Below are 12450 nucleotides of genomic sequence, written 5' to 3'. Positions count from 1 at the left end.
GGCGCGCCGATCCGCTCCAACCTGCGCCAAAGCCGGGAATTTTCAGGGATTGGCGGCGTCGAACGCGCTATCGACACGCGCCGCGCCAGCGCATTCGGCCGCATGAGGCCACGCTCGACAGGCCCGGCGCCGGCGCGCTAACCGACGCTTCCGCCCATTTTCACCAAAGGTCGCAGCATGACCCTGACCCAGGCCCTGATGCGGCTGGCCGCCCTGGCCCTGCTGGCGCCCTCCGGCCTCGTCGCCGTCTCGGCCCTCAGCCGCATCGGCCACCGCCTGCCCGACCTACTGACCCAGTTCACCGCGCCCGCCCTGGTCGCGACCGTCGTGCTGTGCGGCCTCTTCCTGCTGCTTCGTCTGTGGGACATGGCGGCGCTGGGCGCGGGCGTGGCGGGGCTGCTGCTTCTGGCCGTCTGGCCCCAGTGGACGCCTGAGAAAGGCCGCGCCGCCGGACCGGAAACCCTGACCATCTATTCCGCAAACCTGTGGGCCCGAAATCAGGACGTGGCGGCCATCGCCCGCTCCATCGAACAAGCCGACGCCGATGTGGTCATGCTGATCGAGTTGGGCGACGCCCCGGCCGCGCAACTGGACACGATCCTGCGCGCCTACCCGCACCGGGTCAGCACCCCGCGCAAGGACCGGCCCAGCGGAGCCGCCCGTTCGGTGATCGCCTCGCGCCTGCCTCTCCATCAAGTGCGCGACGCCGACGGTCAGGGCCTGGCCGCCCTGGTCGCCCAGGCCGAGACGTCGCTGGGGCCGGTCAGCCTGATCGCCGTCCATATGACGCGGCCCTGGCCCTTCCAGCACCCCTACGGCCAGATCAGCCAGGCGCAGCGGCTGGCCGGACTGCGCGCCGGGCTGGAGGGTCCGGTCGTCGTGGCGGGCGATTTCAACAGCGTCTCCAGCGGCCGCATCGGCCGTCAGATCAAGGCCGAGACGGGCCTGATCCCAGCCCCCGCGCGGCCCGGCACCTGGCCCTCGGCCCTGCCCGCCTTCCTCGGCATCACCATCGACCACGTCTGGCGCTCGCCCGATCTGGCGCTGGTCGAGCGACGGCTGGGTCAGAAGACGGGATCGGACCACCGCCCGGTGATCGTGCGCCTCAGCCGGGCCGAGCCATAAGGGCCTTCAGCCGCGCCTCGTGCCCGTGGTCGGGGAAGTCGTCGGCGATCCAGCCGTCTTCAAAGGCCTTGAGCAGCCGCCCCGTCTCCGGGCCCGGCTGTAAACCCAGCCGCGCCAGATCCTTGCCTCCGACCGGCAGTTTCGGCGGCGTCCAAGCCGTCGCCAGCGCCAGCAGACGCTGCACCACCCCGGCGTCCGCGCCCGACGCCCAGGCGCGATAAAGCCGGTCCTCCACCGCCTGACGCCCGGCGCGCCAGATAGCGGCGCGCGTCTCGGCCTCGCTCATCGCCGGGTCGATCCGTTCGGCGACGGCCTCGACCAGTCGGTCCCGCTGGGCGTTCGAAAGCCGAAGCTTCAGCGCCGCTGCGCGCACGGCCTCCGCTTCATCCGGCAACAACGCCGACAGGCGCAGCACCGGGTCCGCGCTGACCCCGACCATCGCCTCGAACAGCGTCAGACTTTCCGGCTGCGGCGCCACCCGCCCCAACACGCCCGCCTGATCCATCAACCGCACCGCCGCGCGCGGATCAGGCGCGGCCAGCAACTTGAGCAGCTCCTTCGACACCCGCTCGGCCGATAGTTGCTCCACGCCCTCGGCCAGAGCCGCGCAGGCCGACACCGCCGCCGCATCCGGCGCGCCGCGCCCATACCAGGCGAAGAAACGATAGAAACGCAGGATGCGCAGATAGTCCTCGCGAATGCGCTGTTCCGGCTCGCCGACGAAGACGATCCGTCCGGCCAGGGCGTCCTCATACCCCGCGCCCGTCGGATCGAGGATCAGCCCGTCCGCATCGGCATAGAGCGCGTTCAGACGGAAATCCCGCCGCGCCGCATCCTCGGCCCAGTCGTCGGTGAAGGCGACCGTGGCGCGCCGCCCGTCGGTCGACACATCCCGACGCAAGGTGGTGATCTCGAACGGCTGGCGTTCCGATATGGCCGTCACCGTGCCGTGCTCCATGCCGGTCGGCACGCTCTTCAGGCCCGCCGCCTTCAGCGCCTGCACCACCGCCTCGGGCGTCAGGACAGTGGCGACGTCTACGTCGTCGATCGGCGCGCCCAGCACAGCGTTGCGCACGCAGCCGCCGACGAAGCGGGCGCAGTCCGCCCCGCCCGCCGCCGCCAGCGCCGCCATCACCGCGCGGGTGGCGTCGGCCGTCAACCAGTCCTGTCCCTCAAGGACGCGGCTCATCCCACGCGCTCGCTGGCGTCAGCCTCGGCGGCCTGCTGCGGCGCAGCCTCTTCGCCGTACAGCCGGTTGAACAGCCCCTTCAGAATGCCGGCCGTCGCGCCCCAGATGTAGCGCTCGCGATAGGGCATGGCCCAGAACCAGCGGCGCGGCCCGTTCTCCTGATCATAATAGTCCCGGCGATGGTTCACCGGGTCCATCAGGAAGTCCCACGGCGCCTCGAACACCTCGGCCACCTCGGCGGGCGAGGCGGTGACGACCGGCGGCGCCGTCAGCCAGCCCACCACCGGCGTCACCAAAAAGCCGGTGCCCGTCTCATAAGGGTCGCCCAGCCCCAGCGGCTCGACCACGGCGGGGTCCAGCGCGATCTCCTCCCACGCCTCGCGCAGGGCCGCGTCCAGCGCCGTCTCGCCGGGATCAAGCCGCCCGCCCGCAAAGGCGATCTGCCCCGTATGGCTGGCCAGACTGTCGGATCGGCGGGTCAAAAGGACGCTGGGCCCATCCTCACGCGCGATGATGGGGATCAGCACCGCCGCGGGTCTCAACTTGGCCTTCGGGCGACTGTAGTCGGGGTTCAGGTCATAGTCGGACCGCACCGCCACACGCTCCGGCGACCATGCGGACACAGGGTCCAGCCTCTGTTGAAGCCGCGTCTTCAAGCCGGAACAGGTCAAAGCCCCGCTCCTTCCGGCCCCAGCGGGTACATCACACCGCCCGAACGCACGGCCAGCCGCCCGTCCGCCTCCTGCGCCCGTTCGACCAGCTCATAGAAGACCGGCCGCGCGATCCGCGCCCACAGATCACCCCGCACATGGACGCGCGGTGCAGGCTCGCCAGTCGCCGGGTCCGTCTCGACGACGATGGCGTGGTCAGGCCCGGCGACAGCTTCATCGCCCTGATCCGTAATGAAGACCAGGGCGTCGTCCTCCGCACGCACCGCCACGGCGCGGAACGGCAGATCCTCGACCGTGATCTTCAGCTTCTCGACCGGCGTGACCAGATGATAGCCGTCCGGGTCTTTCCTCAGCACCGTCGAGAACAGCCGCACCAGCTCCGCCCGCCCGATGGGCGAGCCTTCATGCATCCACACCCCGTCGGCGCGGATCAGGATGTCGATCTCGCCGCAATGTTCGGGGCGCCACAGATGAACGGGCGGCAGGCCACGCCCCGGCGCCTGCCGCGCAGCCTCGGCCACGCCTGTCAGACCCGAGGATGTCGGTGGGTTCGTCATAGGCAAACTATGGGATGCGTCGCCTCGCAAAGGAAGGCCGCGTCCGGCTCAGACGTCGGGGCGAACCGCTCCGACCGGCGCCGCTGCGGTGAAGGGCAGCCACATCACCCGGCGCTGATCCACCGGCCCCGGCAGGACGGCGTCCGGCGCAGGCACGAACCCGAAACGCGAGAAATAGGGCGGATCGCCGACCAGCAGGACGCCGTCCAGCCCCAGCGCCTTCGCCTCTGCGATACAGGCCCGCACCAGTTCGCCGCCCAAGCCGGTGCTGCGGCTGGCCCTGTCCACGGCGATGGGGCCCAGAAAGACCGACCGCGCCTCGCCCGTCAGGATCGACCACAGCCGCACCGACCCGATCAGACGCTCGCCTTCATACAGGCAGAACCCAGCCGCCAGCGGCGACCGCTCGCGCAGACGCTCGGCCGTCTTGGCGAAGCGACCGGGGCCGAAGGCGGCGATGACCAGGGCGTCGATCGCGGCGGCGTCCTCGAGCGTTTCACGCACGATTCCGCGTACGAAATGCGGGTCGTTTTCAGGGGCGGAGGCAGGCGCGGCGTTCATGCGCGGCCCGTAGTCCCCCTCGCCCCTCGAATCAATCGCGATTTCGCGACATCAGCCCAGTTTGGAAAAGTCCGGCGCCCGCTTCTGGCTGAAGGCCATGAAAGCCTCCATCGCCTCAGGGCTGCGCATCTGCGCGCCGAAGGCCTGGGCTTCCAACTGCATCACGGCCCACAGTGCCTCGGCGTCGCGCATCAGGGCCTTGGTCTTGCGGATGGAGTTGGGCGCGCGCGCCGCCAGCTTGGCCGCCAGATCCACCGCCGTCGCCTCGACCTGATCGGCCGGAACCGCGCGGTTGGCCAGGCCCCAGGCCAGGGCCGTCCTGCCGTCGATCGCCTCGCCCAGGGCGAACAGCTCAAACGCCCGCTGATGGCCGAGAACGCGCGGCAGCAGCAGCGACGACGCCGCCTCCGGCGCCAGCGCCAGATTGACGAAGGGCACGGACAGCAGGGCGTCCTCGGCCACCACCACCATGTCGCAGTGCAGCAGCAGCGTCAGCCCGATGCCCACCGCCCGGCCGCGCACCGCCGCGACGGCGGGCTTGTCCAGGTCCGCCAGCGCCTTCAGAAAGCGGAACACCCCCATCTCGACCAGGTCGCCGGGCGTCTGTCCCAGGGCGATGAAGTCGGCGATGTCATTGCCCGCCGAGAAGGAATCCCCCTCGCTGCGGAACAGGATGACCCGCACGGCGTCGTCGGCCTTCGCCTGCTCCGTCGCGTCGGCCAGGGCCGCATACATGGCCTGGGTGATCGCGTTCTTCTTGTCCGCGCGGTCGAAGACGACCGTCAGGACGCCGCCTTCCAGATGAGTCCGGATATGTTCGCTCATTGGCCTGTCTCCAAAAGGCTCCACCAGTCGACGCCGCCTTCGTCCCGCACGCGGCGGCCCCGTCCCTGGCGTTCAAGATAGTTGAGGTGCGCCAGCGCCTCGCCGGTCGCCATGCCCAGCACGGCGTCGCCGACCGGCCGCGCGAACAGGGCGCCGAACACGTCCACGGCGCGGCACGGCGTGCGCAGCGTCTTCTCCAGCCGTTTCAGCGCCACCTCATGCCCGCGCATCAGCGCCTCCAGCCGCAAGGTCACGCCGTAGAACGGCTCCCCGTGCGACGGCAGCACCAGCAAATCGCCCGGCAGCCGTTCCTTCAGCGCCGCCAGCGACCGCAGCCAGTCGCCCAGCGGATCGGCCTGCGGCTCCGTCGGCCAGATCGAGATGTTAGAGGAAATGCGCGGCAAGATCTGATCGCCCGCGATGAAGACGCCGTCCTTCTCGCGCCACAGACAGACGTGTTCGGGGCTGTGCCCCTCGCCGACCACCACGCGCCAGTCATCGCCGCCGACGCTCAGGACATCGCCGTCCTGCACCCGACGATAGTCGCGCGGAAAATCCTGAACCATGCGGCCGAAGCCGCCGTAGCCGTCGCGCCAGCGCGCCAGTTGCTCATCCGACCAGCCCGCCGCACGATAGAAGGCCTCGGCCGCCGCCGGCGGCCCCAAAGGGTCATCGCCGATCAACATCCGCGCCGTCACATACTCTGTCCGCGACATCAGCAGCGGCGCGCCGAACCGCTCGCACAACCAGCCCGCCAGGCCGATGTGATCCGGGTGCATATGGGTGCAGATGACGCGCGTGACCGGCCGCCCGCCCAGCACGCCCGCCAGCGCCTTGGTCCAGCCTTCGCGCGATACATCCGTCGCCAGTCCGGCGTCGACGACGGCCCAGCCCTCGCCGTCTTCGATGGCGTAGAGGTTGATGTGGTTCAGCGCCATCGGCAGGGGCAGCCGCAACCACAGCACGCCGGGCGCAACCGCTATGGCTTCGCCCGCCGCAGGCGCTGCCTCAAACGGATAATGCAGCCCGCGTTCCGTCCGGGAACTTGTCAGAGTGTCGCCGTCAGCCAAGTCCGTCTCCAATTGCAACCGTCCTTTTAGAGCGGCTTTTCGACGGCGTCCATTCTTGACCGAGGTCGCCCGCGCGGTCAGGGATAGCGCTCTGTTCATTTGGAGCGTCCCCGTGTCTCGCAATGCCCGCACCTTCGTCGCCCTGAGCGCGGCGGTCCTCATCTCCGGTCTCGCCACCCCTTCTTTCGCCCAGCGCACGTCGCAAAACCCCGACGGGCCTCAGGTGACCGAGAGCAACGGAGGCCGCGCCTCGCGTGGTCGTCAACGTCAGCCCCGCCCGCCTCAGCCGCCCAGCGCCGAGGAAATCCAGGCCGCCGCCCAGGGCGTGCTGACCGCGACCAACACCAACTGCCAGATCACCGAGTCCAAACTGCTGGGCCAATCAGCGAACAAAGAGTCGCTGTATGAAGTCGCCTGCGCGACCGGCCCCGGCTACCTGCTGCTGACCTCGACGCCGCCGCAAGCCACCGACTGCATGGTGCTGGCCTCTTCGGCTGAACAGGCGCGCGCTCGCGATCCCAACGCCGACGTCGGCTCGCAGTGCTCCCTGCCCGCCAACGACAACGCCATGGCCGTCTTCACCGCCTTCGCCAAGGAGGCCGGCCTGCCCTGCACCGTCGACCAAGGCGCCATCATCGGCGCCAAGCCCGGCGGCGCCATTGTCTATGAAATCGGCTGCGCCGGCGTCGAGGGCGCCCAGATCAACAAGGCCGCCTCGGGTTGGGAAGTTGCATCCTGCATGGAGCTGGTCTCGGCCAACGCCTCGTGCCGCTTCACCACGCCGGCCGAACAGGTCGCCACGCTGAAGGGCTGGCTGGCCGGTTCCGAAGCCGCCGCCTGCGACATCAGCCAGGCCCGCTACATGGGCAAGAACGCCAACGGCTCCTTCTATGAAGCCGCCTGCAACGGCGCAGACGGCGTCATCGTCCGCTTCGACACGGCCAAGGCCGTGCAGCAGGTCTACCCCTGCGCCACCGCCCAGCAGATCGGCGGCGGCTGCAAGCTGACGACCACGGCTCCGGCCGCCGCGCCGAACAGCTGATCCTCATTTCAGGCTGAAAATCAGACGCCGCCGGAGCGATCCGGCGGCGTCTTTGTTTTGCCCGCCCCTCTTCCCGAACGCAGCGGCTCACCTTAGCCTTGCGTCCCATGCGCATCGCCACCTGGAACGTGAACTCGGTCAACGCCCGCCTGCCCACGGTGCTGGAGTGGATTCAGGCCGCCAATCCCGACGTCGCCTGCTTCCAGGAGATCAAGTGCATGGACGAGAAGTTCCCGCGCGAGGCCTTCGAAGACCTCGGCTACAACGTCGAGACGCACGGCCAGAAGAGCTACAACGGCGTCGCCCTGCTGTCGAAATACCCGCTGTCGGACGTGCGGCGCGGCCTGCCCGGCGACGACCGCGACGAACAGGCCCGCTATCTGGAGGCCCTGATCGAGGCGCCCCGCCCGATCCGGGTCGCCTCCATCTACCTGCCCAACGGCAATCCGCTCGGCACGGAAAAATTCGCCTATAAGCTGGCCTGGTTCCAACGGCTTCAGAACCACGCCCGCGAACTGCTGGCTCTGGAAGAGCCGCTGGCCCTGTGCGGCGACTACAACGTCATCCCCGAGGCTGAGGACGCCAAGAACCCCGCCGCCTGGGCCGAAGACGCCCTGTTCCAGCCGGAAAGCCGCGAGGCCTTCCGCGCGCTGAAATGGCTGGGCCTGGCCGATTCCCACGAACTGGGCCGCGAACCCGCCGGAACCTTCACCTTCTGGGACTATCAGGCGGGGGCCTGGCAGAGGAACCACGGCATCCGCATCGACTTCGCCCTGCTGTCGCCCCACGCCGCCGATCGCTTCCGCGCCATCGAGACGCACCGCGAGGCCCGCGACATGGAAAAGCCGAGCGATCACGTTCCCGTCGTGGTCGATCTGGACCTGGAGGCCTGATCCATGGGCGAGACGTTCAGGGCCATTCTGCTGATCGCCCTGATCGCCGCCTTCCTGACCACCGGCGTCTTGCTGTTTTCCTGGTGGATGGAGTCCGAGCGGCGACTGCGGCGGGCGATGAAGAAGGCGCTGGGTGCCCCGGCCGACACCCTGGCCCTGTCCGCCCATGAAGGCCGCGCCGCCGGACTGGACCTTGAAGGCGGCCAGTTGGCGGTCCTGTGGAATCGCGGCGCGATGGGCCTCGTCTACGCCTTCGAAGAAGTGCTGGGGGCCGAGATCATCGTCGACGGCCACGTCGTCGCCCGCGTCCTACGCGGCCAGCACCGCAAGGAGATCGACCTCGACGCGCCCGACGCCGAACTGGTCGTGCTGCGCTTGATCTTCAGCGATCCGCACAACGCCGAGTTCGAGCTGGCCCTGTGGAGCGGCTCGCGCACCGCCCCCGCCTCCGAGGCCGAGACCGCCACCGGAACCCGCTCTCCCGGCGAGGGCCTGCGACTGGGGCGCCGCTGGTTGTCGCACGTCGAAGCCTTGATGCAACGCTGATCGCCCTTCACGGCTTGAGTCAGGGCGGCTAGAAGCCCCCGTTCCTGTTCTTCGCTTCTTTCTTCAGGAGCCCCCGTGGCCCGCCTTTTCGACGCCTACATCATCGCCAACTGGACCGCCGCCGAGGGCAAGAAGCTGGGCGAGCAGACCCTGTGGGTCGGCGTCGCCAAGCGCGACGTGCGCTTCCGCCTGTACGCCGAGACGCACAACGTCGCCACGCGCGCCGAGGGCGAGAAGCTGATCGCCGACCTGCTGACCGAGCACCGCAAGCGCGGCGACCGCGTGCTGGTGGGCTTCGACTTCGATTTCGGCTTCCCGACCGGAACGGCTGCGCGGCTGAAGCTGGACGGCCGCCCGTGGGACGCCATGGGCAAGTTCCTGGCCGCCAACATCGTCGACAAAGCCGACAATACGAACAACCGCTATCAGGTCGCGGCCAAGATGAACCGCCTGATGACGGACGAGCCCTGGCCCTTCTGGGGCGCGCCCGCCAGCCAGGCTCAACGCTGGCTGACCACGACCAAGCCGCCCGAAGGCGCCGGCGCCGACATTCCCGAGTTCCGCGCCACCGAACTGGCCGCGCGCAAGGACAAGCTGCCCCCCAAGAGCGTCTGGCAGATGCACGGCGCGGGCGCGATCGGCGGCCTGACCCTGGTCGGCGTGCCCATGCTGCGCCGCCTGCTGGATGCGCTAGGCGCCTCGGCCGCCGTCTGGCCCTTCGGCACCGGCTGGCGCGAACTGACCGAGGCCGACATCGAGCCCCTGTCGGCCGTCGTCGTCGAAGTCTGGCCCCTGATGTTCGAGGCCAAGCGCGGCGTGAACGCCGAAGGCGTCAAGGAATACAAGACCCAGGCCCAGGTCCGCGCCGCCGCCGAAGCCTTCGCCCGCATGGACGACGCCGGCGACCTGCAGAAAGCCTTCGCCCCGCCCGCCAGCGCAGACGAAGCCCTGATCGCCCAGGTCGAGGGTGAAGAAGGCTGGATCCTAGGTGTCTAAATCTTCCTTCTCCCCTTGAGGGAGAAGGCGGGCGCCGGAGGCGCTCGGATGAGGGGTGTCAGCGCATCGGTTGTGAACGCCGTACTGACGCCCGCTCATCGAATTCCGAGAAAATGGGGAGTCGACACCCCTCATCCGTCAGGCTCCGCCTGCCACCTTCTCCCACAAGGGGAGAAGGAAGAGGTTAGCCGATCAGCACCCGCGCCGCCGCGCGCGCTTCATCGGTGATCTCGGCGCCCGACAGCATCCGCGCGATCTCTTCCTGGCGCGGACCTTCCTCCAACACGTCGATGGAGGTCCGCGTATGGCCCTCCACGTCCGCCTTGCGCACCTTCCAGTGAGCGTGGCCGCGCGCGGCGACCTGCGGGCTGTGCGTCACGACCAGCACCTGCGCCCCGCGCGACAGGCGTTGCAGGCGCCCGCCCACGGCCTCGGCCACGGCGCCGCCGACGCCCTGATCCACCTCGTCGAAGATCATGACCGGCTGGCGCTGATCCTCGCGGCTGGCCAGCGCCGCCTTCATCGCCAGCGCGAAACGCGCCAGCTCCCCGCCCGACGCCACCGTGTCCAGCGGCCCGAAGGCGGTTCCGGCGTTGGTCGCCACCTCGAACCGCACCGTCTCGACGCCCAGCGGACCGCGACGCCCTTCGACCGGCTCCAGCGTCACGCGGAAGCGGGCGCGCTCCAGCTTCAACGGGCCAAGTTCGTCCATGACGGCGGCGACCAGCCGGTCCCCGCCGCCTCGCGCGCCGAGGTCAGCAGCATGGCCGCCACGTCATAGGCCTCCCATCGCCACGGCGACGTCGCGGCGGGCCTTGGTCAGCGCCTCTTCACCGTCCTCGATCAGGCGCAGCTGTTCGCGCAGGCGCAGTCGTAGCCCCGGCAACGCCTCGACCGTGGTGTTCAGCTTGCGAGCGGCGGCGCGCAGGGCGAACAGCCGCTCCTCCGCCTTGTCCAGACGGCCCGGCTCGAAGTCGAAGGCGTCAGCCGCAGCGTCGACACAAGCCACCGCTTCGGTCGCTTCGACCAGGGCGCGGTCCACCGCCTCGGCGGCCGAGGCCAGTTTGACGATGATGGGATTATCGCCCTCTGCGCCCGCCTGCACCGCCCGCTGGCGCGCGTGCTCCACCGCGCGCAGGGCCGAGGCCAGACGCTGGCTCAGCTTGTCGCCGCCCAGCAGATTGCGCGCGTCGGCCAGATCGGCCACCGCCTTTTCCGCCGCGCCCAGGATGGCGCGTTCACCCGCAAGCTCCGTCTCTTCGTCCGGCCTTGGGATCAAGGGCGTCGAGATCGGCCAGATTCTGCGCGATTTCCTCGGCCTTGGCCGCAGCCTCGGCGGCCGAGGCTTCCAGATCATCCAGATGGGCCTGCGCCGCCTTCAGACGCTCGGCCGCCCCCGCTACGCCCGCCAGTTGCGGCTGCAGCCCGCCGTAGTTGTCCAGCAGCGCCCGGTGCGTCTTCCAGTCCAGCAGGCCGACGGTTTCATGCTGGCCGTGCACCTCGACCAGCAGGGCGCCGATCTCGCGCAGGGCCGTCACCCCGGCGGGCTGATCGTTGACATAGGCGCGGCTGCGGCCGTCGGCCGAGACCACCCGGCGCAGTATCAGCTCTTCGCCCGGCGCGACCTCGAAGCCGCGTTCGGACAACAGGGCGATCAGCGCCTCATCATCAGCGCGGTGAAGACGGCCGTAGCCGAGGCCTGCTTGGCGCCGTTGCGCACCAGCCCCGCGTCGGAACGCGCGCCCAGCGCCAGGCCCAGCGCGTCGAGGATGATGGACTTGCCCGCCCCCGTCTCGCCGGTCAGCACGGTCAGACCGTCCTCGACCTCCAGGTCAAGGGCGTCGACGAGGACGACGTCACGGATCGAGAGGGTGGTCAGCATGGGCGATCTGATTCGATGTTTCGCCGCATCCTAGCCGGAAACAGAACAGGAACGCAGCGCCTTAATCACGCTGCGTCACTGCCCTGCGACCGGATCAGGCGCCGCCGGGGATCAGGCGTTGCAGCCAGGATTCGCGCTTGCCTTCAAGCTGGACCGTCGGGTTCTCGCCGCGCTCGCGCAGCAGGGCGAAGGCCTCGGCGTACCAGGGGCTGCCCGGATAGTTGTGGCCCAGGACGGCGGCGTTGCGGGTCGCCTCCTCCGTCAGACCTAGGCTCAGATTGACCTCGACCAGACGATACAGGGCCTCAGGCGTGTGCGAGGTGCGCTGGAAGTCGGGGTTGTTGATGACGGCCTTGTAGCGATTCAACGCGCCCAGCGGCTGGTTGGCGCGCTGGTAATAGCGGCCGACGGTCATTTCCTTGCCGGCCAGCTGGTCGTTGACCATGTCGATCTTGACCCGCGCATCGGTGGCGTAGGACGAACCGGGATAGCGACGCACCACGTCGCGCAGACCCGCCAGGGCGGCCTCGGCGTAGCCCTGGTCCCGGCCCACGTCGACGATCTGCTCGAAGTTGCAGACAGCCTTCATGTAGAAGGCGTAGCTAGCCGACGGATTGCCGGGGAACAGGGCGATGAAGCGGTCAGCCGCCGCGATCGCGTCCTGATAGTTGTTGTTCTGATAATAGGCGTAGACCTGCATCAGGATCGCCCGACGCGCCCATTCCGAATAGGGGTGCTGACGCTCCACCTCCTGGAAGTAGTCGACGGCGTCCATCCAGCGCTTGGACTGCAGGCGCTGATAGCCGGTGTTGTAGAGGGCCTCGACCGGACGCTCCTCATAGGCCAGCTTCTGGCGCGGCTTGTTGCCGGCGCAGGCGGAAAGCGACAGGGCCGCGACGGCGACCGTCAACAGGGTCAGGCCGGTACGAGACTTCGAAGCGAGCAAGGGCGACCTCATCAAGATGCCTTCGGGACGCGGACACGCGACACGCGCCCTCGTTAGCAGGATGCGTCCTCTATAACAGCGCCCGCGCCCAAGCCAATCGGCTGAAATCGAAGATCCGACCGGAACACGGCTGGACGCCGCACCGTT

The 12450-nt window shown here is 69.2% G+C and carries 12 protein-coding genes and 1 pseudogene; 5 read left to right on the top strand and 8 right to left on the bottom strand.

Annotated elements, in window-relative coordinates; translation table 11 throughout:
• The first annotated feature begins 177 nt into the window (after positions 1 to 177).
• Entirely contained in the window at positions 178 to 1125 is a 948-nt protein-coding gene (locus FGL25_RS04990) for an endonuclease/exonuclease/phosphatase family protein (RefSeq protein WP_138141115.1), read from the top strand.
• On the opposite strand, the gene FGL25_RS04985 is transcribed toward FGL25_RS04990, so the two are convergent.
• Genes FGL25_RS04985 through FGL25_RS17785 form a run of 6 tightly spaced genes read right to left on the bottom strand, consistent with a single transcriptional unit; the run spans position 1106 to position 5998 of the window.
• The gene (locus FGL25_RS04985) at positions 1106 to 2314 is read right to left on the bottom strand and encodes a CCA tRNA nucleotidyltransferase (protein WP_138141114.1); all 1209 of its coding nucleotides are present in this window, start codon (positions 2312 to 2314) and stop codon (positions 1106 to 1108) included. The two genes, FGL25_RS04990 and FGL25_RS04985, sit on opposite strands and share 20 nt — an antisense overlap.
• Positions 2311 to 2985 (bottom strand): CoA pyrophosphatase, encoded by a 675-nt coding sequence (locus FGL25_RS04980; RefSeq protein WP_046651949.1) that lies wholly within the window; start codon positions 2983 to 2985, stop codon positions 2311 to 2313. Before FGL25_RS04980 ends, FGL25_RS04985 begins: the two co-directional genes overlap by 4 nt.
• Positions 2982 to 3542: a DUF1285 domain-containing protein gene (locus FGL25_RS04975; protein WP_181409306.1), complete on the bottom strand. Its 561-nt coding sequence runs from the start codon at positions 3540 to 3542 to the stop codon at positions 2982 to 2984. Before FGL25_RS04975 ends, FGL25_RS04980 begins: the two co-directional genes overlap by 4 nt.
• A gap of 48 nt (positions 3543 to 3590) precedes the next feature.
• Positions 3591 to 4103, bottom strand: a complete 513-nt coding sequence (locus tag FGL25_RS04970) for a GNAT family N-acetyltransferase (RefSeq protein ID WP_088409966.1) — start codon at positions 4101 to 4103, stop codon at positions 3591 to 3593.
• 51 nt (positions 4104 to 4154) lie between these two features.
• A complete protein-coding gene (locus tag FGL25_RS04965; protein WP_138141113.1) occupies positions 4155 to 4928 on the bottom strand; it encodes an enoyl-CoA hydratase in 774 nt (257 codons plus the stop codon).
• A complete protein-coding gene (locus tag FGL25_RS17785) occupies positions 4925 to 5998 on the bottom strand; it encodes an MBL fold metallo-hydrolase (RefSeq protein ID WP_167493287.1) in 1074 nt (357 codons plus the stop codon). Before FGL25_RS17785 ends, FGL25_RS04965 begins: the two co-directional genes overlap by 4 nt.
• 112 nt (positions 5999 to 6110) lie before the next feature.
• Here FGL25_RS17785 and FGL25_RS04955 point away from each other — a divergent pair, with 112 nt between their 5' ends.
• The 4 genes from FGL25_RS04955 to FGL25_RS04940 all read left to right on the top strand — a co-directional run bounded on the left by FGL25_RS04955 (position 6111) and on the right by FGL25_RS04940 (position 9475).
• The gene (locus tag FGL25_RS04955; protein WP_138141111.1) at positions 6111 to 7040 is read left to right on the top strand and encodes a hypothetical protein; all 930 of its coding nucleotides are present in this window, start codon (positions 6111 to 6113) and stop codon (positions 7038 to 7040) included.
• Between the two features lie 107 nt (positions 7041 to 7147).
• Complete coding sequence (xth, locus tag FGL25_RS04950) at positions 7148 to 7933, top strand: exodeoxyribonuclease III (RefSeq protein WP_128720324.1); 786 nt, start codon at positions 7148 to 7150, stop codon at positions 7931 to 7933.
• A 3-nt stretch (positions 7934 to 7936) separates the two neighbouring features.
• The gene (locus FGL25_RS04945; protein ID WP_003165546.1) at positions 7937 to 8479 is read left to right on the top strand and encodes a hypothetical protein; all 543 of its coding nucleotides are present in this window, start codon (positions 7937 to 7939) and stop codon (positions 8477 to 8479) included.
• Positions 8480 to 8554: 75 nt separating this feature from the next.
• A complete protein-coding gene (locus FGL25_RS04940) occupies positions 8555 to 9475 on the top strand; it encodes a cobalamin biosynthesis protein CbiG (RefSeq protein WP_076224834.1) in 921 nt (306 codons plus the stop codon).
• A gap of 184 nt (positions 9476 to 9659) precedes the next feature.
• Here FGL25_RS04940 and recN read toward each other — a convergent pair.
• Together recN and FGL25_RS04930 are read right to left on the bottom strand one after the other, a co-directional pair.
• Positions 9660 to 11357: pseudogene (gene recN / locus FGL25_RS18100) on the bottom strand (DNA repair protein RecN).
• A gap of 94 nt (positions 11358 to 11451) precedes the next feature.
• Positions 11452 to 12315, bottom strand: a complete 864-nt coding sequence (locus FGL25_RS04930) for an outer membrane protein assembly factor BamD (protein WP_138141110.1) — start codon at positions 12313 to 12315, stop codon at positions 11452 to 11454.
• Positions 12316 to 12450: the final 135 nt, after the last annotated feature.

This window comes from Brevundimonas vancanneytii, from assembly GCF_901421975.1.
Taxonomy (GTDB): Bacteria; Pseudomonadota; Alphaproteobacteria; order Caulobacterales; family Caulobacteraceae; genus Brevundimonas; species Brevundimonas diminuta.
The sequence above is the reverse complement of the archived record's forward strand: the minus strand, read 5'-3'. Positions and strand labels throughout refer to the sequence as shown.

Bases quoted from the DNA above. Each gene is read 5' to 3' on its own strand.
- FGL25_RS04990 (WP_138141115.1), top strand. From the start codon at position 178: ATGACCCTGACCCAGGCCCTGATGCGGCTGGCCGCCCTGGCCCTGCTG.
- FGL25_RS04985 (WP_138141114.1), bottom strand. From the start codon at position 2,314: ATGAGCCGCGTCCTTGAGGGACAGGACTGGTTGACGGCCGACGCCACC.
- FGL25_RS04975 (WP_181409306.1), bottom strand. From the start codon at position 3,542: ATGACGAACCCACCGACATCCTCGGGTCTGACAGGCGTGGCCGAGGCT.
- FGL25_RS04970 (WP_088409966.1), bottom strand. From the start codon at position 4,103: ATGAACGCCGCGCCTGCCTCCGCCCCTGAAAACGACCCGCATTTCGTA.
- FGL25_RS04965 (WP_138141113.1), bottom strand. From the start codon at position 4,928: ATGAGCGAACATATCCGGACTCATCTGGAAGGCGGCGTCCTGACGGTC.
- xth (WP_128720324.1), top strand. From the start codon at position 7,148: ATGCGCATCGCCACCTGGAACGTGAACTCGGTCAACGCCCGCCTGCCC.
- FGL25_RS04945 (WP_003165546.1), top strand. From the start codon at position 7,937: ATGGGCGAGACGTTCAGGGCCATTCTGCTGATCGCCCTGATCGCCGCC.
- FGL25_RS04930 (WP_138141110.1), bottom strand. From the start codon at position 12,315: ATGAGGTCGCCCTTGCTCGCTTCGAAGTCTCGTACCGGCCTGACCCTG.